At 60.3% G+C, this 24,197-nt stretch carries 20 protein-coding genes; 13 read left to right on the top strand and 7 right to left on the bottom strand.

Annotated elements, in window-relative coordinates; all coding sequences use genetic code 11:
* Positions 1-41 precede the first annotated feature (41 nt).
* A complete protein-coding gene (locus tag HJW02_RS08920; protein ID WP_102722482.1) occupies positions 42-1,007 on the top strand; it encodes a family 16 glycosylhydrolase in 966 nt (321 codons plus the stop codon).
* An 89-nt stretch (positions 1,008-1,096) separates the two neighbouring features.
* Here HJW02_RS08920 and nagZ read toward each other — a convergent pair whose 3' ends face one another.
* Entirely contained in the window at positions 1,097-2,161 is a 1,065-nt protein-coding gene (gene nagZ, locus HJW02_RS08915) for a beta-N-acetylhexosaminidase (protein WP_102722483.1), read from the bottom strand.
* Positions 2,162-2,174: 13 nt separating this feature from the next.
* On the bottom strand, positions 2,175-2,744 hold the full coding sequence (pyrE, locus tag HJW02_RS08910; RefSeq protein WP_022397339.1) for an orotate phosphoribosyltransferase: 570 nt from the start codon (positions 2,742-2,744) through the stop codon (positions 2,175-2,177).
* Positions 2,745-2,876: 132 nt separating this feature from the next.
* On the opposite strand from pyrE, the gene HJW02_RS08905 reads away from it, so the two are divergent.
* The 4 genes from HJW02_RS08905 to HJW02_RS08890 all read left to right on the top strand — a co-directional run bounded on the left by HJW02_RS08905 (position 2,877) and on the right by HJW02_RS08890 (position 8,326).
* On the top strand, positions 2,877-3,524 hold the full coding sequence (locus tag HJW02_RS08905; RefSeq protein WP_102722484.1) for a L,D-transpeptidase: 648 nt from the start codon (positions 2,877-2,879) through the stop codon (positions 3,522-3,524).
* 191 nt (positions 3,525-3,715) lie between these two features.
* A complete protein-coding gene (locus HJW02_RS08900) occupies positions 3,716-6,643 on the top strand; it encodes a hypothetical protein (protein WP_102722485.1) in 2,928 nt (975 codons plus the stop codon).
* A gap of 15 nt (positions 6,644-6,658) precedes the next feature.
* Positions 6,659-7,768 carry a radical SAM family heme chaperone HemW gene (hemW, locus tag HJW02_RS08895; RefSeq protein WP_022397342.1) on the top strand — a complete coding sequence of 370 codons (1,110 nt, stop codon included), beginning with the start codon at positions 6,659-6,661 and terminating at the stop codon, positions 7,766-7,768.
* A gap of 219 nt (positions 7,769-7,987) precedes the next feature.
* The gene (locus HJW02_RS08890) at positions 7,988-8,326 is read left to right on the top strand and encodes an RNA-binding protein (protein WP_102722486.1); all 339 of its coding nucleotides are present in this window, start codon (positions 7,988-7,990) and stop codon (positions 8,324-8,326) included.
* 243 nt (positions 8,327-8,569) lie between these two features.
* Here the strand turns inward: HJW02_RS08890 and HJW02_RS08885 are convergent, their stop codons facing one another.
* Together HJW02_RS08885 and serS are read right to left on the bottom strand one after the other, a co-directional pair.
* A complete protein-coding gene (locus HJW02_RS08885; RefSeq protein ID WP_022397344.1) occupies positions 8,570-9,349 on the bottom strand; it encodes a hypothetical protein in 780 nt (259 codons plus the stop codon).
* A 36-nt stretch (positions 9,350-9,385) separates the two neighbouring features.
* Positions 9,386-10,666, bottom strand: a complete 1,281-nt coding sequence (gene serS / locus HJW02_RS08880; protein WP_102722487.1) for a serine--tRNA ligase — start codon at positions 10,664-10,666, stop codon at positions 9,386-9,388.
* A 365-nt stretch (positions 10,667-11,031) separates the two neighbouring features.
* Between serS and HJW02_RS08875 the strand changes: the two genes are divergently transcribed.
* A complete protein-coding gene (locus tag HJW02_RS08875) occupies positions 11,032-12,138 on the top strand; it encodes a zinc-binding dehydrogenase (protein WP_102722488.1) in 1,107 nt (368 codons plus the stop codon).
* Positions 12,139-12,201: 63 nt separating this feature from the next.
* On the opposite strand, the gene HJW02_RS08870 is transcribed toward HJW02_RS08875, so the two are convergent.
* Together HJW02_RS08870 and HJW02_RS08865 are read right to left on the bottom strand one after the other, a co-directional pair.
* Positions 12,202-12,720: a hypothetical protein gene (locus HJW02_RS08870; RefSeq protein WP_102749256.1), complete on the bottom strand. Its 519-nt coding sequence runs from the start codon at positions 12,718-12,720 to the stop codon at positions 12,202-12,204.
* Between the two features lie 38 nt (positions 12,721-12,758).
* Complete coding sequence (locus tag HJW02_RS08865) at positions 12,759-13,616, bottom strand: carbon-nitrogen hydrolase (RefSeq protein ID WP_102722490.1); 858 nt, start codon at positions 13,614-13,616, stop codon at positions 12,759-12,761.
* Between the two features lie 103 nt (positions 13,617-13,719).
* Here HJW02_RS08865 and HJW02_RS08860 point away from each other — a divergent pair, with 103 nt between their 5' ends.
* The 3 genes from HJW02_RS08860 (at position 13,720) to pth (ending at position 16,356) form a co-directional block, all read left to right on the top strand.
* Positions 13,720-14,724: an AAA family ATPase gene (locus tag HJW02_RS08860; protein WP_022397351.1), complete on the top strand. Its 1,005-nt coding sequence runs from the start codon at positions 13,720-13,722 to the stop codon at positions 14,722-14,724.
* 38 nt (positions 14,725-14,762) lie between these two features.
* Entirely contained in the window at positions 14,763-15,665 is a 903-nt protein-coding gene (locus tag HJW02_RS08855; RefSeq protein ID WP_102722491.1) for a DUF58 domain-containing protein, read from the top strand.
* Between the two features lie 115 nt (positions 15,666-15,780).
* Positions 15,781-16,356 carry an aminoacyl-tRNA hydrolase gene (gene pth / locus HJW02_RS08850; RefSeq protein WP_102722498.1) on the top strand — a complete coding sequence of 192 codons (576 nt, stop codon included), beginning with the start codon at positions 15,781-15,783 and terminating at the stop codon, positions 16,354-16,356.
* Here the strand turns inward: pth and HJW02_RS08845 are convergent.
* Positions 16,353-16,610, bottom strand: coding sequence for a hypothetical protein (locus HJW02_RS08845; protein WP_180971829.1), 258 nt, complete (start codon positions 16,608-16,610; stop codon positions 16,353-16,355). The genes pth and HJW02_RS08845 overlap by 4 nt on opposite strands.
* Here HJW02_RS08845 and HJW02_RS08840 point away from each other — a divergent pair.
* The 4 genes from HJW02_RS08840 (at position 16,609) to HJW02_RS08825 (ending at position 24,031) form a co-directional block, all read left to right on the top strand.
* A complete protein-coding gene (locus tag HJW02_RS08840; protein WP_180971830.1) occupies positions 16,609-19,134 on the top strand; it encodes a transglycosylase domain-containing protein in 2,526 nt (841 codons plus the stop codon). The two genes, HJW02_RS08845 and HJW02_RS08840, sit on opposite strands and share 2 nt — an antisense overlap.
* A 14-nt stretch (positions 19,135-19,148) precedes the next feature.
* Entirely contained in the window at positions 19,149-20,726 is a 1,578-nt protein-coding gene (locus HJW02_RS08835) for a hypothetical protein (RefSeq protein ID WP_102722493.1), read from the top strand.
* 26 nt (positions 20,727-20,752) lie between these two features.
* Entirely contained in the window at positions 20,753-22,141 is a 1,389-nt protein-coding gene (locus tag HJW02_RS08830; RefSeq protein WP_022397357.1) for a hypothetical protein, read from the top strand.
* Positions 22,142-22,759: 618 nt separating this feature from the next.
* Positions 22,760-24,031: an adenylosuccinate synthase gene (locus tag HJW02_RS08825; protein WP_102722494.1), complete on the top strand. Its 1,272-nt coding sequence runs from the start codon at positions 22,760-22,762 to the stop codon at positions 24,029-24,031.
* Positions 24,032-24,197 lie beyond the last annotated feature (166 nt).

Genomic DNA, 24,197 nt, shown 5'->3' with positions numbered 1-24,197 from the left:
GGCCATTGACGCCTCTTCCTCCTGTCCCACCCCTCCCTGTTATGTCCATCAGAACAACGCTCCTTCTTCTTTTCCCCATCGTTTCCCTTGCCGGGCCGCCTGCCCTGGCGGCAACCCCGTGGGTCTCCGGCAAAGACTGGGAACTTGTTTTTGAAGACGACTTTGACGGCCCCTCCCTGAATGCCCGCAACTGGAGCCGTATCGATTACGTAAACCATAACGCCCCGGATTGGCGCAAATACCAATCCCAGGACGAAAGCCTTGTGGAATTCCGGGAACAGGACGGCAATTCCGCCATGACCCTGTGGGGAAAATACGGAGACTACACCACCCAGACCAATCAGACCGCCCCAGCCCAGACCTATGCCTGCGGAGGAGTGTACTCTCTGAAAACCTTCCAATTCCAATACGGCTACGTAGAAGTTCGCGCCAGATTCGATTGCGTGCAGGGCGTCTGGCCTGCTATCTGGATGATGCCCAAATCCGACAGCATCGGATGGCCGGCAGGAGGGGAAATTGACATCATGGAACATTTGAATTACGAAGGACGTGTCTACCAGACGATCCACTGGTCTGAAAACGGCGTTCCAAACCAAGACAAATCCCAGGGGGTCACCCCCGGCTGGAGCGACGGCGCTGAAAAAACAAACTGGCACACCTACGGAATGGAATGGACGGAAGAAGGCATCACCTTTTATGTGGACGGAAAGGAAACCGGCTCCTTTAAAAAGCCCAATAATGCAAACTGGCCTTTTGACAAAGACGGAAACGAATTTTACCTGATCATCGACCAGCAGATCGGAGGCAACTGGGTAGAAAATGCAGGGGTTAATAAAGGAATTGACCAGAATACGCTGGCCAACTCCGGAGCCGCGTTCGACATCGACTACGTCAAAGTCTATTCATCAAGCAAATACAACCACCTCGTGCCGGAACCGGCTACAGCCGCGCTGAGCCTGGTTGGAACGGCCATCCTGTTGACTCGCCGCAAAAGGAGCAGACTTTAAACACTCCCTTCCTCCCCCTGTCACGGGGATAAAGCTCCCGGCTTCATTCCCGGCGCACTTTCGGCATAAGGCCGTCATCGGCATTCGCGTCAATACTTCTGAACCGGAGAGGAAGGCGACTCTTCATCCGCCTCCCCTTCCGCCAGGCGGCACAAGGCCTCCGCGCGGCGCAGGCAGGAATCCCACAGTCCTGCCTTTTCCGGGAACGGGAAGCACAGGGAATCGCTCAGCTTCTCCACCCGCTTGAAGGAATCATCCCGGTCATAGGCGTCCAGGCCTTCCAGGCGGGAAGCCACGCCGTCCAGCCAGGAGAGGGGGTCATGGCAAATCAGGGGAAGATCGCACCCGGCCTTCAGGGAAAGCAGGGCGGCTTCATCCGGAGCATGCCGCGCCGCAATCGCCCCCATGCACAAATCATCCGTAAACACCACTCCCCGGAAGCCGAGCCTGTCCCGCAGAAGCCCCCTGATCACCCGTTCGGACAGGGTGGCGGGATAATCGGGATCAATCTGCGGCAGCATGATATGGGCGGACATGATGGAGGAAAGCTCCGGACACAGGGCCAGAAAGGGCAGCAGGTCCGTCTTGAACAACTCACGTTCATCCAGGTCAACCACGGGAAGACTGAAATGGGGGTCCGCCTGGGCGCGCCCCATGCCGGGAAAATGCTTGCCGCAGCTTTGCACGCCGCCCCGGCGCAGGTTGGAGGAATAAACGCCTCCGCGCGAAATCACGTCCTGGGGATTGTCTCCCCAGCAGCGGCCGGGCAGCGCATTGGCCGCGGACGGGTCATGGCAAATATCCAGTACCGGGGCAAAATTCAGGTTCACCCCCAGGTACCGGAGCGCCATCGCCGTCACCGCGCCCAGTTCCACAATGCCGTTAAAACCGCCGCTCCGCGCCAGAGAAGCGGGAGAAGGCAAATTCAGGCCCAGGGAAGCGGTGCGCACAACCCTGCCCCCCTCCTGGTCCACGGCAATGACGGGATGGTGGCGGCAGAGCTTCCGCAACGTTTCCGTCAGGCTGCGCACCTGCTCCACGGAATCCACATTCCGGGAAAACAGGATGAAGCCGGCCGGCTGCAAACGCAGGATGGCCGCCTCCTCTTCCGCGCCCACTTCATGGCCGCTTATGCCGATCAGGGCGGGGAGCATGAACGGAAAAAAATTATTTGCCCAGCAGGGACGTCCTGGTGTACAGGGGATAAACGGGAATGCCGCGTTCCTCAATCGCCTGGCGGCCGCCTTCCTCGCGGTCCAGCAGCACCAGGGCGGCGGCTACCTTGCCCCCTTCCGCCTCAATGGCGTCAATCGCCTTCAGGGTGGAGCCGCCCGTCGTAATGACGTCATCCACCACCACCACGGTATCCCCGGCCTGGAAATTGCCCTCAATGCGGCGTCCCCGGCCATGGTCCTTCGGCTCCTTGCGCACGGTAAACACCTGGAGCTTCTTTTCAGCCCCTTCCAGAGCGCTGGTCATGCCGACGGCCAGGGAAATGGGGTCTGCGCCCATGGTCATTCCGCCAATGGCCGCCACCTCCGGGAAACGGGGCAGAATCTCCTCCTGCACCAGCTTCCAGCCCAGCGCGCCAACCAGCGTGGCCCCCACGGGGTCCAGGGCGGTCATGCGGCAGTCCACATACAGGTCTGACACCTTGCCGGAAGCCAGCGTAAAGGTTCCCGTGCGCACGGATTTTTCCAGAAGAATGCTTTTCAGAAGGTCGTATTGTTCACTCATGGAGATATGGATGGATGAGGTGGTTGCGCCGTGTATAACAGATACCCCCGGAATAAGCAACGGATAACAGCATGCAAATCTTGACAAAAGGGCGGACAGGCTCCATAACCTGCCTGTCATTCTCCCGTTCCCATGAAACCCGGCATACTGGCATTAGCTTCTATCAGTTCCATTCTCGTTTCCTGCAATCCATATGGAAGGCCCCCCCTGTTTGATAAAATCGCCGGGAAAATCCAGGGCGCGTCCGGCCAGGACAGCTACCTGTCCGGCGTGGGCGCCACCTCCGGCGTGAACACGGACCTGCCGCCGGAAGCCCGCCTGGGCCAGGGATACTGGGACCTGCCTTCGGGCATCCAGGGAGAAAAGCACATCATCATTGACCTCAAGCAGCAGAAAGTCTTCTACTATGTAGGGGCCACGCTGGTGGGCGTCTCTCCCATGTCCTCCGGCAAGGAAGGCTTCGGCACGCCCAAGGGAACCTACAAGATTATCCAGAAGGACGCCAACTACAAATCCGGCACGTACGGCGTTCTGCGCAGCAAATCCACCGGTGCCGTCGTCAACGGGGACTATAACGCCAGGGCCGGCGGCGCGCCCGCAGGAACCTACTTCGACCCCGCCCCCATGCCCTACTGGATGCGGATTACGGGCGGCTACGGCATGCACGTGGGCTTTGTCACCGGATACCCGGTCAGCCACGGTTGCGTGCGTCTCCCGGCAGACATGGCCAAGACGTTCTTTGAACACACACCTCTCGGAACCAAGGTCACCATCCGCTAGCCCTTCCCGGCGGCTCCCTGCTCGCAGGGAGAAAAAAGGCCTTCTTCCGGTTTCCTTGAAACGAGGTTTTCCCCTCCTTCCAGACGGGTGCCCGCGCTATGCGGACGCCATGGCACAGCTTCCGCACTCCGGAATTGACAAAAGGCTACGGACCTCCTTAAATAAATGAGTCTTTGATCTTTTGATTCGTCATGACAGTTCCTCAAACCCCTGCCCTTCCGTCCCATTTCAACATAGGCGGCTATAGAATCACGGCGCTTGTAGAAAGCGGTCCGGATTATAACCTGTACCAGGCCATCTCCCCGGAAGGCCAGGCCGTCCTGATACGTGAATTCTGCCCCCAGGGCCTCGTCACCCGTGACCTGGCTACCGGGGAATTGTCCGCGGCCCCGGAAAACCGGGCTCAATTCTCCCAGGCGCAGGAAGCCTTTGAAACCCAGTACTCCGCCAATGCGGAAGGCAAGCTGAGGGGCTTCGGCACCGTGCTCTTCCTTTACCCGCTGGCACAGCCGCAGGCTCAAGCTCCGGCACAGCCCCAGCCGGCCGTTGCCCACGCCCAGGCCCTGCGCCCGGCCAAAAAGCCGCAGCAGCCCCAGCTCCGGAAGCCGGTAATCGGCGCCGTCACGCCCGGCGCGCCGCTGCCCAAGGTAAAGCGTTCCGGCGGTTTCCCCGTCATCACGGTCATCATCACCGGGATGCTCGTCCTCTTCGGCTTCCTGGGATACCAGATCCTCAAGGACAAAAAGGAACCCGTCGCCAAAACCGTGGCGCCTCCGGTGGTGGTTCCCCCCAAGCCCAAACCCAAGCCCGCTCCGCCCAAGCCGGAACCCGTGGTAGTTGCCCCGGAACCGGAACCCATCGTGGTAGCTCCGGAACCGGAGCCCGAGCCTGAACCGGAACCGGTCGCGCCCGATCTTTCCCCCTCCCCGCAAGTCATCGCCATGGAAAAGGCGCTGCGGGAGGAAGCCATAGCCTCCAAGGGCAAATTTTCTGAAAAGCTTCTGGCTAAATACCCCCTTTACGCGGAAGCCTACGTGCGCGACTACGTGAAAAAGCGCGGCGGCACCTTCTCCCCGGACTTTGAAAAATGGCTGAAAAACACGAAGAACAACCGTGAAGTCTTCGCCATGTTCTTCCCGCCGGACCCCAGCGTCGCCACCAATGTGGCCTTCATGATTGATGAACTGGGCCTGGAAACAACGGAAAAATACAACCAGCTCGTCCTGGCCTTTGCGGTGGGACGCCGCGAATTCGGCATGGGCGCCTTCGACCTCACCCAGCAGGGCCGCTACATTGACGCCCTGGGCAAACTGAACGGCTTGAGGTCCTCCGGCGTCATGCCTCCGCCCGCGGACCTGTACTGCGCCGGCAAGCCCCCCGTGAACTGGTACGGAAACGCTCCGCGCACGGTGGATGAAGAATGCTACAAGAAGGTGGAAGCCTACCTGGACCGCAAAAAAATCACGCCCAAGCAGGCATGGGTCAACAAATACCCCACGGTCTCGGAAATAGGGGACACCGCCATTACGGAAGGCAACCTGGCCGGCTTCCTGCACGAATACCTGTACCGCCACGGCCAGCTGAGGCGCAAGAGGGACCCGTTCCCCACCCCGGTGGAATTCTTCACCTACCTGGTGGACAAATATGAAAACTGCAGCAAGCTGCGGGACGTGGACCACAAGCGCGTGGAATGGACCGGCGTGTCACTGGAAGGAACGCCCTGGCCGGCCATGATGGCCCTCTCGGAAACGCGCCCCCTGCGGGAATGCGACAGCGTGTGGGAACGCTACATGGGCCAGCGCGGCCCGACGCGCCTGTGGCTGTACGGCCCCTACCGCATGGATGACGACAAGGAGCCGCCCATCCTGTTCAGCTTTGACCCTGATCCGGAATGGTCCCGGGAATCCAATGAACGCAAGCTTCATGAAGGCGGCGTTTGCGGCACCATGTCCCTCATCTCCCGCAACTCCCAGATTGCCCGCGGCATCCCCGCCGCCCCTGCCGGACAGCCCGGCCACGGCAACCTGATGACCACCAACTTCAACGGCAACGGCTGCTGGCTGAGCGTGGGCCAGAGCGTAGACACCCTGAAAGCCACCACGGGATTCTGGTACTTCCGGGACTCCAAGGCGCCGCGCACCGGGAATGCGGAATACCAGTCCGGACTGGCCCTGTCCATGAACATCGACTACGAGAAATTCATCGACAGCCGCTTCGCCATGAATATCTACAAGCTCGCGGGCGCGAACTCTTCCACGGAAGAGGCTCAAGACCCCTCCGGCACGCTGCCCAGGGAATTCACGCAGACCGCCATGAGAACCGTTCTCAAGGCCAACCCGTTCTACACGGAAGCCTGGTACACGCTCTTCAAGCAGGCTCCCCAGGACCTCATGGGGGCCACCAAGATGGTGGATGAAGTGCGGGAAGCCCTTCCGGACGGCATGGGCATCAGAAAACTCTGGAAGACGCGCAAATACGTCTCCTCCGTAGGCCGCGGGGACAAAAACGGCAAGGAAATGCTGGCCAACCACGCCAAGGAATACGTCAACGTGCTCTGTTCCGTGATTCTGGAAAACGCCCTGAAACAGGAACATGACTACAAAACCTTCCAGTGGGCGGACCTCATGTCCTGGCTCAAATCCGAGACCAAGCGCAACTCCTACCCGGAACCGCAGGCCGCCTACCAGATAGCGTACGCCAAGGCCCAGGGCACGGACAGGCTCAAGAGGACCGTGGACAGGGGCTTCAAGAAAGCCCTCAACTTCTACCGGGATGAAAACAACACCCTGAACGCGCCCAAGGACGTGGACCAGCAGGAAATGTCCTTCTCCCTGGACGCCCTGTGCCTGGCCCTTCCCAAGGAAGAGCTGCTACCCTGGATGAAAAACATGGTGGACACCTGCCCGGACGGCTTCAAATACAAGCCCAAGAACAAGAAGGAAACGAAAATCCACCCCTTCTACAGCACCCTGACGAAGAACTACATGTCCCTGGCGGACGGCACGGAAAAATCCCGCGTCAAATCGGAAATGAAAGAGGCTTCCAACAGGATTCTGGAGCTCTCCCAGAACAAGAAGGGCGACGGGGAAGGAACCTCCGGACGCCGCCGGAGACGCTGATTCCCGCCGCACCCCGTGCATCTTTACGTCCACATCCCCTTCTGCCACCGCATCTGCCCGTACTGCGCCTTCTTCAAGCACACGCCGGCCTCCACGGACATGAAGCTCTTCATCCGTGCGCTGGGGCGGGAGGCGGAATCCCGCGCCGCCGCCCTGTCCACGGACCGCGGGGGGGAAACGGCCACGCTCTACTTTGGGGGGGGAACGCCTTCCATGCTCTCGGACACGCACCTGGGACGCCTCATGGAAACCCTGGACCGGCTCGTGCCCGTAGACAGGCTGGACGAATTCTCCTTTGAGGCCAACCCCGCCACCTTTACGGAAAAAAAAGTGCGCTTCTGGCGCAGCCTGGGCATGAACCGCGTCTCCCTGGGCGTGCAATCCCTGGACCCCGGCATTCTGCATCTGCTGGGACGCGAACACACCCCGGAACAGGCCCTGCACTCCGTGGAAATGCTGAAAAACGCGGGAATGCCCCATATCAACATGGACCTCATGTTCGCCATTCCGGGGCAAACCCTCTCCACCTGGGAAGCCACCCTCAGGGAAGCCGTCCGTGCCGGAACGGACCATGTCTCCGCCTACAACCTCACCTATGAGGAAGACACGGAATTCTTCCGGAGCCTGCTGCGGGAGGAAAAAAGGCAGGATCCGGACGAAGACGCAGCCTACTTTGAATTGGCGGAACACATGCTGGAAGCGGCAGGCATGCAACACTATGAAACCTCCAACTACGCCCGGGAGGGCTGCCGCTCCCCCCACAACATGGCGTACTGGAAGGGTGAGGACTACGTGGGCATAGGCCCCGGCGCAGTCAGCACCATCAACGGCATACGGTACTCCAACACGCGGGACACGGACGCCTACATACGCAGCACGCTGGAAAACGGCCTCCCCCTCTCCGAACAGGAACCCGTCACCGCGGAAGACTACCGCCTGGAACGCATTGCCCTGATGCTCCGGACGGATGAAGGGCTGCCATTGAAATATATCCTTCCGGAATCCCGCCCCCTGCTGGAACAATACCGGGAACTGGGCCTGGCGGACATTTCCCCGGAACAAAGGCTCATCCTGAAAGGCCGCGGCCGACTGCTCGTGGACGCCATTGCGGCGGAACTGTGCTGACGGGGGGGATTTTTCTTCTCAAAAGGCTGCGGTTCCCGGCATCCATGGAAGCCGGATGTTGAAATAATCAGGCATGAGCCATATTATTCTTGGCATTTCAATATCCAGAGGATATTCTGCCCTATAGACAATGGTGTCTGCGTATTCGGATTTTAACTTCTAATCCCGGCTCTTCGGGAATGCATTTAAGAATAATCAGATCACTTGTCTTTTGATCATATGAACACAAAAATGTACGTAGGGAATTTGTCCTTCAATTCCACCGAACAGGACCTGAGGGATTTGTTTGGTTCCCATGGCGAAGTGACTGAAGTATTCATTCCAACCGACCGTGAATCCGGAAGGCCCAGAGGTTTCGCATTCGTCACCATGGATTCCACCGATTCCATGAACGATGCCATTTCCGCCCTGAACGGAAATGAGTTTCAGGGTCGCCCCCTGGTTGTCAATGAAGCCAAACCGCAGGCCAACACAGGCGGCGGCGGTGGAGGCGGTTACCGTGGCAATGGCGGCGGCGGCAGACGCGACAACAACGGCTATGGCCGCAACCGCCGCTAACAGCGGTAAAATTGCGGGAAGAACATTCGCTTCTTCCTGATCACCACACTTCCAGTAAGGCCCGGCGCTTTCATGCTCCTGGCCTTATTATTTATACAAGGCTTCCCGGGAAAGGCCATTCTCCGGGAAGCCTCTTTTTATGGCTGCATGGAATCCCGGAGCGCTGCCTGCCCCGTGCGGCCTTTCATCAAGCCAGCCGCTTCACCGGACTATTCCTCACAACGGGAATGTCCTCCCCCCCGTTCAATCTATCTGGAACTGGCGCGCCATTTTTTTCAGCCACCAGTCCCGGTGCCGCATTTCATCCCTGCTGCGTTCCAGTTCCCGGAGCTCGCTGCCGCGCAGCCCTCCCTTCATGTACCGTTCATCCAGCTTGCGCGCCTCCACCCGCGTATCCTTCCGCAGGGCCTTGTAAAACTGGGCTCCCGTTACCAGCCCGCTGGCGGCTCCCCCCTGGCCCACCAGGTTCATGTAAAGCTTCCTCAGCCTGTTGTAATCCTCCACCACCCGGTTGTATTTCAAAGCGGCGTACTGGTAGCGTTCCTTCCAGTCCTCCGGACCGGGATTGACCAGGCGGTCCTCCACGGAGCCGGGTTCCGGCGCGGGAGCCGGGGGAGCCTGTCCGCGGGAAGGCAGCGGCGTAAGCGGCGGAGGCTGGGGAACGGGGCGACGGCTCGTCCCGGGAATGCCATTGCCCGTCATGGAAAGGGGGGAACGTTCCGTCAGCAGGCTGTCCATGCGCATCTGCTCCAGCGTTTCCAGCAAATGGGCACGCTCCTTTTGCAGGGAAGCATTCGCATCGCGTTCTTCTGAAAGCGACTCTTTCAGCGTCCGCATGCCGCCGGACATTTCCGAATAAATCAGCGCATACGCCCCGATGCACCCCAGCAGAAAGCCCAGGCCCAGCATGATTCCCCTCTCCCGCCACGGTCCGGGACTGCGTTCCGGAGCCGGTTCCGGAACGTCCGGCTCCGGCTCATGGGAAACAGTCAGGTAGTGTTCCAGCGGGCCCTCGTCAGGCATGGGCTTGATTCAGGGTTGGGACGTGAAAATGCCGGTTCAGCCCTGTTCCGGGCGGATGCTGTCCGCGCCGAAGTACGGCACGAGCGCTTCCGGAATGCGGATGGAGCCGTCCGGCTGCTGGCAGGTTTCCAGCAGGGCTACGTACAGGCGCGGCAGAGCCGTGCCGGAACCGTTCAGGGTGTGGCAGAACTGGTTCTTGCCGTCCGCGTCCTTGTAGCGCAGGCGCATGCGGCGCGCCTGGTAGTCCGTAAAGCAGGAGCAGGAGGAAACCTCCAGATACTGCCCCTGGCCCGGAGCCCATACTTCAATGTCATACGTCTTGGCGGAGGAAAAGCCGAGGTCGCCCGTGCAAAGTTCAATCACGCGGTAGTGAAGCCCCAGTTTCTGAAGAATGGATTCCGCATGGCTGCGGAGCACTTCAAGCTCCCGGAAGGAGTCTTCCGGCTTCAGAATCTGGACCAGCTCCACCTTGTCAAACTGGTGGATGCGGATCATGCCGCGGTTGATGCGTCCGGCGCTCCCGGCTTCCCGGCGGAAGCAGGGCGTGTACGCGGCCATCTTGATGGGCAGCTCGCTTTCCTGTAAAATGGTGTCCCGGTACAGGTTGGTCACGGGCACTTCCGCCGTGGGAATCAGGAACATCTGCTGGTCTTCCGTGCCGTACATGTCTTCCTCAAATTTGGGGAGCTGTCCGGTGCCTTCCATGCACTCCCGCTTGACCACAAAGGGAACGCCCACTTCCTGATAGCCGTTCTCCCCGGTCTGCGTGTCCAGCAGGAAGTTGATCAGGGCGCGTTCCAGGCGCGCGCCCGCCCCGCGGTATACCACAAAGCCGGAGCCCGTGATCCGCGCGCCGTCTTCAAAGGAAATCATGCCCAGGTTCGCGGCCAGCTCCACATGGTCCTTCGGGTTCTCAATGGCGGGTTTCTCTCCCCACAGCTTGACCTCCGGGTTGGCCGTTTCATCCGCGCCCACGGGGCATTCCGGATGCGGCAGGTTGGGAATGTTCATCAGCAGGGAGGTGAGCTGGGCGGAATTCTCTTCCGCCAGGCGGTCCAGCTCCCGGATGCGGTCCCCGATTTCGCGCACGCGCGCTTCAATGGAGGAGGTGTCCTCCCCCTTCTTCTTGAGCATGCCGATCTGCTTGGAGGTGGCATTGCGCTCGGACTGCAAGGCCTGCTTTTCCGTTTCGGCATTGCGGCGCGCTTCATCGCACGCCAGAACGTCATCAACAAGCTTCCACGCGTCGCCGCTACGGGGCTTCAAACGCGCTTTCACTTCTTCCGGATTTTCTCGTATTACACGGATGTCGAGCATAACGCGCACAGCTTGCACTCCATCCCTCCGCCACGCAAGCCAAATGAACGGACCTTCATGGAAAAACTGCACCTGCAATAACGTGCCTTTTGTGCCGGCGCGGCGCAGTTATTGCAGAAAAACATGCCGGGAGCGCCGCATGCCATGAAGCGCTCCCGGAGGCTTTTTGATGATAGCTGGAGAGACAGCGGAAGATTTGCTGAACAGTTTCCGGAAACCACTGTTTTTATGCGTTTTCCCTGGATGCGGGAGTATTGCAAGAAGGGGCAAAAGGGGAATTTTTCTCCGTTTTCAGCAAGTTAATTCCCTTTCATTTTTATTTGTTCTTGAAGAGTTCAAACGGCAAAGGGTAGTGTAGGAGCACTATGCAACAAACCGCACGCGCCGCTGTCCTGACAGCTCCCAAGACATTTGAAATCCGTGAATACCCCATTCCCGCCATCGGGGATGATGAAATGCTGATCAAGGTGGAAGCCTGCGGCGTTTGCGGCACGGACGGCCACGAGTACAACCGGGACCCCTTCGGCCTCTGCCCCGTGGTGCTGGGCCATGAAGGCACCGGGGAAATCGTCGCCATGGGCAGGAATATCACGAAGGACACGGCGGGCAATCCCCTGGCCCTGGGGGACAAGATCGTCACCTGCATCATCCCCTGCGGCACCTGTGACGCCTGCCTGAATACCCCGGCCCGCACCAACCTGTGCGAGAACGTGGGCGTGTACGGCCTGATGCCTGACGACGACGTGCATTTGAACGGCTACTTCGGGGAGTACCTGGTCATCCGCAAGGGTTCCACGTTTTTCAACGTTTCCGGCATGACGCTGGACCAGCGCATTCTGGTGGAGCCCGCCGCCGTGGTGGTCCATTCCCTGGAACGCGCCAAGTCCACCGGACTGCTCAAGTTCAATTCCGTGGTGCTCGTGCAGGGCTGCGGCCCTATCGGCCTGCTCCAGATCGCCGCGCTGCGCACGCTGGGCATTGAAACCATCATCGCCGTGGACGGCAATGATTCCCGCCTGGAACTGGCTAAGGAAATGGGCGCCGCGCGCACGTATAATTTCACGCATTACGCGGACCTGGACGGCCTCCTTGACGCGGTGAAGAAAGATAACGGCGGCCGCCTGGCGGATTTCGTCTTCCAGTGCACGGGCGTAGGCAAGGCCGGGGCAAACGCCTGGAAGTTCGTGAAGCGCGGCGGCGGCCTGTGTGAAGTGGGCTTTTTCATGGACGGCGGGGAAAGCGTCATCAACCACCATTACGACCTCTGCAACAAGGAAGTGACCGCCGTGGGCTCCTGGGTGTATTCCCCGCAGGATTACCCGACCACGTTCGACTTCCTGAAGCGCGCCTACGGCATCGGACTGCCGCTGACCAAGCTGATTTCCCACCGCTTCAAGCTGGATGAAATCACGGAAGCCCTGGAAACGAACGTCCAGATGAAGGGCATCAAGATTGCCGTCATCTGCGACTAAGCGGAAACTCTTTTTCTTACCTCAACGCCGTTCCTCCGGGAGCGGCGTTTCCAGAGGGGAACGTCACTCATCCAATCCAGGGTAGATATCCTTCCAGTCCAAAAAACGCTCCGTATTGGGAGGAACAGTCATGATAGCCGCGACTTTTCTTTTCAATTGCACCAATGCGTCAGGGTCAAGAACCATGGGTTCGCTCACTTTAAGGTACGCCCCTTCCCGATGCACCTGTCTCTCCAGCGTCAAATATTTCTTGATGACGCCGTCGGAATCCAGGGCGGCATCAATGACGAAATGCAGCAGGAAGCCGGACTCCTGAAGGAAAAAATCAAATTCATAAATCCAGGAAAAACAGCAATTCTCGTCGTCTTCCTCCTTATCATCATTCAGCTCCCTTCTGGGGATTCCGGAATCATACAGACGGTTCAGTTCCTGCAAGAGGGACAGGATGTGTTCACGTCTCAACACGGTTACCTGGCACCCCTGCTTTCCCAGCATTCCCTGCCGACAATCGATGACTAATTCACGGCACTGTCCTTCCATGGCAAGAAGCACTTCCACGGCCTGCTCCCGTTGCCGGTCCATGGGTTCCCGCGAATACATGAGCCGGGTCTTCTACAGATTCACTTTCCCCACCGTTCCGTGATGCCGCCGTAGGAGTCTATGCGGCGGTCGCGGAAGAAGGGCCAGATGCGGCGGTGGTCTTCCAGCGCGTCCAGGTCCAGCTCCGCGTACAGGATGGCTTCATCGCTGACGGGGGCCTTGGCGACGATTTGGCCGTAGTAGTCCGCCACGAAGGACTGCCCCCAGAATTCGCTTTCCCCTTCCGTCCCCACGCGGTTGACGGCGCAGACGTAGCACCCGTTCGCCACGGCGTGGCCGCGCTGCACGGTTTCCCACGCGCAGTGCTGCTGTTCCCCCAGCAGGGGTTTTTCCTCCGGCAGCCAGCCGATGGCCGTGGGGTAAAAGATGATTTCCGCCCCCTGCATGGCCGTCAGGCGCGCGGCTTCCGGGTACCACTGGTCCCAGCAGATGAGCACGCCGATGCGCCCGAATTTGGTCTCAAACGCCTTGTAGCCCAGGTCGCCGGGGGTGAAGTAGAATTTTTCCTCAAAGCCGGGGTCCTGCGGAATGTGCATCTTGCGGTACATGCCCAGGAACGTTCCGTCCGCGTCCACCACCCAGGCGGTGTTGTGGTACAGCCCGGTGGCGCGCTTTTCAAAGCCGGAGGCCACGATCACCACGCCCAGTTCAGCGGCCAGCTTGCAGTGGGCTTCCGTCAGTTCTCCGGGAATGGGTTCCGCCAAGTTGAAAAGGTCGCATTCCTCTGTCCTGCAAAAGTATTCCGTGGTGAAGAGTTCCTGCGTGCAGATGATCTGCGCCCCATGGGCGGCGGCCTCCCGGATGGCGGCTTCCGTCTTTTCCTTGTTCACGGAGGGCCGGGCGTCTGCGGACAGTTGAATGAGTGCGATTTTCGGCATGCCCCTTCCTTACCCCGTTTCCCCTCCCATTCCAAGCAGGGAAAATGAATGCGGCGCGATTATTTGATGGAAAAGGGCATGAAAAGTGTTATGTACATGCAATATGGAACCCACCACCCCATCTCTGCCTGACGACGACGTAGCCGCCATTGACCGGCTCGGCGCCATTTACAAGGAGCTTTCCGCGGAATTGAGCAAGATCATCATCGGCCAGCAGCGCGTCGTGGAGCTGCTGAGCATCGCCCTGTTCTCCCGCGGGCACGCGCTCCTGATGGGTGTTCCCGGCCTGGCGAAGACGCTGCTGATCAGCTCCGTGGCAAAGACGCTGGACCTCAGTTTCAACCGCATCCAGTTCACGCCGGACCTGATGCCCGCGGACATCACCGGCACGGATATCATCCAGGATGATTCCGCCGGCGGCAAGCGGCAGTTTGAGTTCATCAAGGGCCCGGTCTTCGCCAACATCGTGCTGGCGGACGAAATCAACCGCGCCCCCGCCAAGACCCAGTCCGCCCTGCTGGAAGCCATGCAGGAGCGCCGCGTCACCGTCATGGGCCGCACCTTCACCCTTCTGCCTCCCTTCTTCGTGCTCGCCACCCAGAACCCCATTGAGCAGGAAGGCACCTATCCCCTGCCGGAAGCCCAGCTTGACCGCTTCATGTTCCTGATTGAAGTGGATTACCCCACGGAGGAGGAGGAAATGCGCATCGCCCGTGAGACCACCGGAAACCGCAGCGAGGAGCTCAAGCACGTCCTCTCCGGGGAGGAAATCATTTTTTACCAGGACCTGGTGCGCCGCGTGCCCGTCCCGGAACATATTTACGAGTACGCCGTGAAGCTGGTGCGCGCCACCCGCCCCTCCCTGGAGACTTCTCCGGAATGGGTGAAGCAGTACGTGGCCTGGGGCGCGGGCCCCCGCGCCGTCCAGTTCCTCATTCTGGGGGCCAAGACCCGCGCCGCCCTCCAGGGCAGCTACATCGTCCGCAAGGAGGACATAGACGCCATTGTGGAGCCCGTGCTGATGCACCGCGTGGTCACGAACTTCGCCGCGGAGTCCCAGGGCATCACGCCCCGCAAGGCCGTGGCGCGCCTGGCGGCGGAAGTCTAACCGTCCCCGCGTTATCCACTCCCTTGCCCTGCCCACCCATGAAGTACCTGAACCACGACCTGCTCAGCCGCCTGGGGAATCTTCCCCTGGAAGCGCGCCACAGCATGACGGGGAACGTATCCGGCCGCCACAGAAGCGCCAACCGCGGCTCCTCCGTGGAGTTCGCGGAGTACCGCAAGTACGTTTCCGGGGATGATACGCGCCGACTGGACTGGAAGGCGTATGCCCGGTCTGACAGGTATTACATCAAGGAGTTTGAGGCGGATACCAACCTGCGCGCCTACATCGTCCTAGACCTTTCCGGCTCCATGAATTACCACCCGGAGCAGGTGGAGTCCAAGTACCTGCGCGCGTGCAGGCTGGCGGCCAACCTGGCTTACATCGCCATCCGGCAGGGGGACGCCGTGGGGCTGAGCTTTTCCCGGCAGACGAAGGACGGCGCCACGCTGCACATTCCGGCCTCCCGCCGCCCAGCCCACCTGAACGTTCTCATCAGCCAGATGGATACGCAGTACCCCAAGGGGGAAACCGTGCTGGCGGAGACTCTGCATGAACTGGCGGAACGCGTCAGCCGCCGTGCCCTGGTGCTGATTTTTTCCGACCTGTTCACGGATACGGAGGAACTTAAAAACGCCCTCCGGCACCTCCACTTCCGCAAGCATGACGTGGCCGTGTTCCACCTGGTGGACCAGCTGGAAATTGATTTTGACTTTGACCGCCCCATCCGCTTTGTGGACATGGAGGGCGGCGGCTCCCTGATTACGGAACCGGACCTCATCGCGGACGAGTACCGCGCCATCGTGGCCGGCTACCTGGAGGAAACGCGCCGCATCTGCACGGACATTAACGCGGATTACCGCCTGGTCAGGACCGGGGACGCCCTGGAGGACGTGCTGACCGGGTTCCTGATGGGGCGGCAGAAGAAGAAAGCGGGCAGATAAGCGCCCGGCTGTCTCACGGAACGGTTGATTGCGCCGCGGAACGGGTGCAGGATTTCCCGCGTGCCTTCCGTGCCGCCGTAAGCGGCAGTTTTCATTTTTTTTCTTCTCTTCCATCGTGGACGCACCCGTTAAAATGATCGTGGGCCTGGGCAATCCGGGCAGGACTTATGAAGATACCCGCCACAACGCGGGTTTCATGGTGGTGGACCGCCTGGCTGCCGGGTGGGGCGCCGTGTTCAAGACGGACAGGCAGCGCAAGTGCGAGCTGGCGGCCGGCCCCGGCGTGCTGCTGGTGAAGCCCGCCACCTTCATGAATGAATCCGGCCTGTGCGTGGGGCCCATGATGCGCTTCTTCAAGCTGGACCCGCGCAGCGTGTTCGTCATTCATGACGAGGTGGATTTTCCGCTGGGCGTGATGAAGCTGCGGGAAAAAGGCTCCGCAGGCGGCCACAACGGCATCAAGTCGCTCATCGCCCACATGGGCACGCAGGAGTTCCCGCGCCTCCGCTTCGGCATCGGCCTGCCACGCGGCAAGGGGGAGATGATCGGCCACGTGCTGGGCAAATTCCGCCCGGAGGAACGCGAGCTTCTGGACGTGATGCTGGGAAAGGCGGCGGACGCCGTGCTGTACACCATGGAACACGGCATCACGAAGGCAGGCAACATTTTCAACGCCGTGCAGGACCATTAGCCGCCCGGACCGCCGCAAGCCCTTGCGGCATTAAAATATAAACGCGCGGGGAACGGACGCGCTTTTTCCTTAAAGCCGGCGCGTCCTGCGGACGCAGGATGATTCAGTAGCCTGCGGGGTTCCGGGAGATTCCCAGGACGCATGCCTTCTTTTTTCGCTCGCCAACAGTGTACGGTATTGCTAAACAAACGGGAATCCGCTAGGATTTTTGCACGTTTTTTCTCCTCCCAGGACAAATCCTGCTTCATCTTCATGGCTGAATTAAGTTCACAAGCTCCGCGCAGGCACATGCAGGCCAACAAAAGGCGCCAACCCAAGGCCAAGCCCAGGAAGCGATTCTGGAGCTTCATCCGGAAGCTGGTGCTGTGGTGCCTGGTTCTGGCCGCCATCGGGGGGGCCGTGGGCTACTTTGGCTTCATGATGGCCTGGAAACGCTATGACAACTGGGCGGCGGAGTTTGACCTGGAACGCATCAACGACCTGGAAAAGCCCAGCATCATTTACGACCGGAACGGGGAGGAAATAGGCCGCATTTATGTGGAAAACCGCAGCTACGTCACGCTGGACAAGATTTCGCCCGCCATGGTCAACGCGCTGATCGCCCAGGAGGATTCCCGCTTCCGGGAGCATCCGGGCTATGACTTCCTGGGGATTTTGCGGGCAGGCAGGGAATACATCCACAACAGCGGGGACGCCAACCAGGGAGCCTCTTCCATCACCCAGCAGCTTGCCAGAAACGCGTACGACCTGAAGAACCGGGCCAAGGCCAGGAATGAAGGCAGCTTTGGCCGCAAATTCGTGGAAATAGCGCTGGCGCGCCGCATTACGGAACGGTACAGCAAGGACCAGGTGCTGGAGTTTTACCTGAACCGCGTTTACTTCGGCAGCGGGTTCTACGGCATCCGCGCCGCCTCTCTGGGCTACTTCGGCAAGGAACCTGCGGACCTCACTACGCGGGAGGCCGCCTCCATCGCCGCCCTGATTAAAAACCCGAACGGCCTTTCCCCTCTCAATAATCCGGAAAGCAACCTGAAATGGCGCAACCATGTGCTCAACCGCATGGCACGGGAAAAGTACATTACGCCGGATGAAGCGGAACGCCTCTCCGCCATGGACCTGGGACTCAACCCCAGGCCGCTGAAACGCGGCGTCTCCCACATTTACGACCGCATTTCCGCAGAGATTACCGCCTATCTGGGGGAGGACCGCGTGAATGCCGCCGGCCTCAAGATTTACACCACCCTTGACAGGAAGCTTCAGGAGGCCACCGGGAAATCCCTGGAACAGGCCCTGGAAAACATTGAAAAACGCCCCGGCTACCGCCACCAGAAGGCCGCGGACTACCACGGAGCCTCCGGGGACAAGCCGCGCTACCTGGAAGGAGCCCTGCTGGTGGTGGACAACCAGTCCGGCGCCGTTCTGGCCTACCACGGAGGCAGGGACTACACCAAGCGCCAGTATGACGCCATCAAGGACGGCGCCCGCCCCACCGGCACCGCCATCCTGCCCTTCCTGTACGCTACGGCCTTTGACACGGGCAAAAGCCCCGTCACCCGCATTCTGGACGACGCCATTGACAACCGCCTGACGGGCATCGGCGGCTCGGAAGGCATCCTGGGGGAATGGGGCGCGGAAAGCTCCAAAAACCGCTATGAAGGCATGATTACCGCCCACCGCGGCCTGTCCGCCTCCAAGATTGCCGCCTCCCTGCGCATGGGGATGGACATGGGCACATCCCCCTTCGTGAAAAAGCTCACGGACTTCGGCATCCGCAAGCCCGTGCGTGAAGCGGGCAGCACGGAGGTGAACCCCGTTTACCGCCCCAAGATTTTCGTGGGCACGGAACCCGCCTCCCTGAAGGAAATGACGCTGGCCTACACCGCCATCCCGAACGGCGGCTCCCGCCCGCAGGACATTTATTACCTGGACAGGATAGAGGATGAGGACGGCCAGTTGATCTGGGAATCCAACCAGGCCATTGAAACCCGGAACAACGCCCAGGTGCGGAAGGGGGCCACCTCCACCGCCACGGCCTTCCAGCTCCACAACATCCTGAATTCCTCCCTGAAAAACGGCTCCGCCCAGCGCGTGGCCCCGCATCTGCCGAAAGACTTCAAGGGGGGCGTGAAAACGGGGACTACGTATGACTTTGCGGATAACTGGCTGTTCGGCTATGACAGCCGCATCACCTGCGGCATCTGGGTAGGCTTCCTGGAAGGGAAAAAACCCATTTACAACGGGGCCTTCTCGTCGGACACCTGCGCCTCCGTCCTGGGCGCCGCCGTCACGGAGGCGGAACGCCTCTTCCCCGCCGGGGAACTGGCCCCGCCCCCCAGCGTGGAACGGGTGGAAATCTGCCTGACCACCGGGAAGAGAGCCACGCACAGTTGCTATGACATTGACCCGGTGGACAAGAAATACCGCCGCCACACCATGTTTGAATACCTCCGCAAGGGGGATTCCAGCCTTCCCTTCTGCGACCTCCACGGGGAGGACATCTCCGCCCCCGTCTCACCCTTCACGGCGCAGAACCGCATCCTGCCCCTGCCGCCCATCCTGCCCACCAAGGCCATCCTCCAGGGGGACGACCCCTACCACACGGAGCTGAACCAGGGTCCCGCCAACCGCAACTATGAACTGCTGGGCGCGGGTGAAAACGTGCCGGAAGCCCAGGCCCTTTCCGCAGACCCCGTTTCTCCGGACCATACGGACACGAGCATCACGCTGCCCGCTCCCAAGCCCATCACCATCCCCGTTCCGGAATTCATCCACCTGTAACTCCCTTTTCTTCCATGCCCTCCCCCTCCCAGGATACGGTAGCCTGCACATGCCCGTCATGCGGAAACCCCTTTGCCGTGAAAACGTCTTTTCTGGGAAGCCAGGTGCAATGCCCCATCTGCGCCGCTCCGGTCACCGCCCGGCAGGAAGAGAAAGTCAAGGATGAAACGGAAGAACAGGCCGCCGTCCCCTGCCGCTGCAACGTATGCAACAATTCCTTTGCCGTCAATCCCTCCTGCATAGGGAACAAGGTGAAATGCCCCGTCTGCCATTCCACCGTCACGGCCACCCGGCAGGAGGAAGAGCCAGCAACGGCCCCGGAACGGATGCCTGAAGCTCCGGAAAAAGCGCCTGAAATCCCGGAAGGGACGCCTGAACCAGCAGCCTCCGTCCGGCACGGCGGCGCGCAGGAGGAAAGCCCCTCCGCTTCCCCGTCCGCATCTTCCCACAAATCTCTTACGCCTCAGAAAAAGACGGATAAACGGAGCATTGCCGTTACCAAGCCTTCCATCCCCATCCCTGCGGAACCCACCACCAAAATCCGCAAGCGGAAGGAAAAGGGGGACGCCGCCCCTGCCATCACAGCCGCCCGCAGCGCCTCCCTGGCGCATGAAGAGCCGGAATACCAGCCCACCGCCCGGGAAGCCGCCCGCAGCGAGCGCCGCCCCACCTGGCACATCTGGCTCTTTGTCTCCGGCCTGGTGCTGGCCTCGCTGGGCGTGTTCATGTTCCTGCGCGGAAAGGACATGGAAGCGGAAGGCTCCAAGATTCTGAACATTTCAGACCGGTTTGTGGACCATGAAGCGGTCTTCTCCCTGGACGTGAACAAGGACCTGCTGGCGGAACTGGAGCAGAGGGAGCAGCAATACCGGCTCATGACCCATCCCCGCAGGGAGGAAGACCGGGAAGTGGAATCCGTCTCCGCCCACATCACGGCAGCCATGAATGAACTGGCCCTCTACTGCATGGCGGAATCAGACGAAGAAAGGCTCAACTACGTGATGGAGCCCGAGGCCGTGCGCCCCAAAATGGCTCACTGGGCCTCCTACGGGCGGTACAAGGACTACCTGCCGCAGGAAGCGGGGAAAAGCTCCAAGAACGGGGACCTGCTCCAGATATCCGTGCTGATGGATGACAACACCGTCCGCCCGGCCATCTTCCTGTATGACCGGAACTCCGGCAAATGGAAGCTGGACTGGGAAGCCTGGGAAGGTTACTCCCCCATGCTCCCGGCGGAGCTGGAAACCAAAAAGCCCTCCAAACCCGTCCCCGTCAGAATAGCCCTCAGCATGCCCGGCATCTACCAGCCGCCCTTCCTGGAGGAATCCTCCGCGGAAAGCTACCGCAATACCGCCTACATCAACTTCTCCCTGGAATTCCCCAACGGGGAGCGCCTGAACGCGTACGTGGACAGGTATTCCCCGCTGGCGCTGGAACTGACCAAGCTCCTTTACAACGGCCCCGTGCGCGCCTGCGTGCTCATTCACTACCCGGCGGACCTGCCCGGCAACCAGTCCGTCATTATTGACAAGCTGCTGTATTCCGGATGGATGAGCGACGCCACCCGCAACCTCCTTCCCACCACCAACTGACAATCCAGAACCGGTTCCCGTTTTCCATGAGTTCCAAAGCATTAGCGCAAACACAGGACAAAGCCCTCCAACTCAATCTGGCCACCACCATTTACGGCACCTTTGCGGAAATAGGCGCCGGCCAGGAAACGGCCAACTGGTTCTTCCGTGCCTCCGGGGCCGCCGGCACGGTGGCCAAGACCATCTCCGCCTATGACATGACCGTCAGCGACACGCTGTACGGCCCCGTCAAGCGCTACGTCTCGGAAGAACGCCTGAAAGGCATGCTGGATTACGAATTCACCCAGCTCGTCAACCGCCTGGGGCCCAAGCGCGGCAAGGACACCCGCTTCTTCGCCTTCTGCAATACGGTGAAGGTGAAAGGCTACCGGGACAACGGCCCGTGGAACGGCTGGATAGGCGTGCGCTTCCAATTGAAGCCGGAGGCGGAACCGTCCGACCTGATCATCCACGTGCGCCTGAACGACCCGGACCACGACAGCCAGATGAAGGACCTGGGCATCCTGGGCGTCAACATCCTGCACGCCGTCTTTTTCAAAAGGGACCGGCTGGAGGAATTCATTGAATCCCTGGTGGACAATCTGGATCCCCGCCTGGTGGAGATAGACGTCGTCCGCTTTGAGGGCCACGGCTTCTCCATGGTGGACAACCGCCTTTTTGCGCTCCAGCTCGTCAAATCCGGTCTGACGCCGGCCACCCTGTTCCTGGCAAACGGCCAGGTGGCCCAGGCGGCGGACGTGCTGTACAAACGCCCCATCGTGCTGATGAGGGGCAGCTTCAATCCCGTCTGCAACCTGCATCTGGAAGTCATGGCGCAGGTGAAAAAATGCTTCCTCTCGCACATCAATGAAACGCAGGCGGACCGCTGCCTGGAAATCTGTGAAATATCCATGAACAACCTGCTCCGCGGCGGGGACGTGGACCATCTGGAATTCCTGGACCGCGCGGACAGCCTGAAAGCCCTGGGCAAGAACGTGCTGATTACCAAGATGGCCCGTTTTGACAACCTGTCCGAGCTGCTGGCGCGCTACACGAACGAGCCCATCGCCATCGCCCTCTCCATCGGCCTGTTGAACGAACTGTTCAAGGAAAAATGGACGGAGGACATCCCCGGCGGCATCCTGGAATCCTTCGGCCGCACCTTCCAGAACAAGACGCGCCTGTACGTCTCTCCCTGGCTCAACCGCAAATCCGGGGAATTCGTCACGGCGCGCACCTTCCGCGCCCCGGAACAATACGTGCACCTGTACCAGCACTTCCTGGCGAACGGCCTGGTGGTTGACGTCCCCTTCTTCAATGAATTCCTGCTGCGCCACACGCCGCGGGACATCCAGCGCATGATCGCCGCGGATGAAGACATCTGGAAAACGCTGGTCCCCGCGGAGGCTCACCGCTCCGCCCTGCATTTCCGCTGACCTCCTCTTTAAAAAGTCTGTGCGGCCACTCTCCAGTGCTTTTCCAACGGCGGCTTACCTGCTACCTGCCGGGGAGGTTTTACAGGAAGGAAAAGTTTCCCCTTACGGATGCCCTGGGTATTGGGCGGAAACCGCAAATATGCGGTTAGCAAATACTTCCATCGTTCTTTTCACGTCCGGCCGCCCCTGGAAATGAGGGCCTCCGTCCCTCATCGCAGCCTCCGCCGGAGCGGAGCGACGGGTATTTGAAAGAAAAGCCGCCTCTGCGCTCCGGAAAAGCTTTTACCTGCGAGAGGCGGGAATCTTCCGGCTCCCAGGACGCCGGAGGCGCAAAACCACCGTGAATCAGCATTTCCACCGTTTCCTTTTACGATTGCATGTTCTTTCGGTTTCCTCCTCCGGCATTGCCTTCCCTGCCTCATTCCCTGCCTCATTCCCTGCCTCATTCCTTGTCCTGAACCCGGAGAATCCGGCACAGCCACGCTCATCCTCCCCGCTCCGCTCCCCGGAACGTTTCCCTTCTTCAAACTCATCTTATCAGGAAAACTTAACAACTTTGTAAGATTGTCTTGCCATAAGGAGGGAATCTCATTAAGGTCTCCGAGTTCCATTTTTATCATGAATACCATTATTATCGGCTCCCAATGGGGCGACGAAGGCAAGGGCAAAATGATCGATTTCCTGACGGAATCCGCCGACGTGGTGGCACGCGGCCAGGGCGGCAACAACGCGGGCCATACCGTAATCGCCAACGGGAAGAAGTACATCCTTCACCTTGTCCCCTCCGGCATCCTGTGGCCGGGCAAGCTTTGCGTCATCGGTAATGGTGTGGTGCTGGACCCCATCGGCCTGGTGGAGGAAATCAATGAACTCCGCGGCCAGGGCGTCTCCATCACGAAGGACAACCTTCTCATCTCCGACCGCGCCCACGTGGTCCTCCCCTTCCACAAGGAAATGGACGCCGCCCAGGAATCCGCCCTCGGCAAAAAAGCCATCGGCACCACCAAGCGCGGCATTGGCCCCACGTACGCGGACAAGGCCCGCCGCATAGGCGTGCGCATGGCGGACATGAGGGATCCCAGGATTTTTGACGAAGTGCTGCGCCGCCGCATCAAGATGGCGAACGCGGAAATGGAACGCATGGGCCTTCCCGCCATGGATGAAGAAAAAATGGTGGCGGAAGTGACTGCCGCCGCGGACGTGCTGCGCCCCCACATCACCAATACCATCCCGGTCATGCATGAAGCCGTGGCCTCCGGAAAGAGCATCCTCTTTGAAGGAGCCCAGGGCGCTTACCTGGACGTGGACTTCGGCACCTACCCGTTCGTTACCTCCTCCAACACCTCTTCCGCCGGCGCCTGCACCGGCACGGGCGTTCCGCCGCACAAGATTGACCGCATCATCGGCGTGTGCAAGGCCTATACCACCCGCGTGGGTTCCGGCCCCTTCGTCACGGAAGATGAAGAAATCTCCAACCACCTGCACAGCATGGGCCGCGAATTCGGCGCCACTACGGGCCGTCCCCGCCGCTGCGGCTGGGCGGACGGCGTGCTGCTCCGCTTCTCCGCCATGTTCAACGGCTTTGACGAAATGGCCATGACCAACCTGGACGGCTATGACAAGTGCCCGGAAATCAAAATCTGCACAGGCTATGACCTGGACGGTGAAATCCTGGCCTATCCGCCCGCCACGGTGGACGAATGGGAACGCTGCAAGCCCGTGTATGAAACGGTGCCCGGCTGGATGCAGGACATCTCCGCCTGCCGTTCCTGGGAAGAGATTCCGGAAAACGCCAGGAAATTCGTCAAGCGCATGAGCGAGCTCATCGGCTGCCCCGTCACGACCGTGGGCGTGGGCCCCGACCGCGAACAGACGATCGCCGTGAAATAACCCCCTATTCCAGCTTTCCCAAGCCTCCCTTTACCTTCAAGGGCCGTTCCGCTTCCCCAGCGCGGAACGGCCCTCTTTTTTTCTGCCTTCTCCGCCTTTTTCTTTGCGCCCCCACTCTCCACTCTCCACTCTCCACTCTCCACTCTCCACTCTCCACTCTCCACTC

This window comes from Akkermansia sp. GGCC_0220 (genome assembly GCF_017566105.1).
Taxonomy (GTDB): domain Bacteria; phylum Verrucomicrobiota; class Verrucomicrobiia; order Verrucomicrobiales; family Akkermansiaceae; genus Akkermansia; species Akkermansia massiliensis.
Note: the sequence above shows the minus strand (reverse complement) of the source record. Positions and strands in the feature narration are given on the sequence as shown.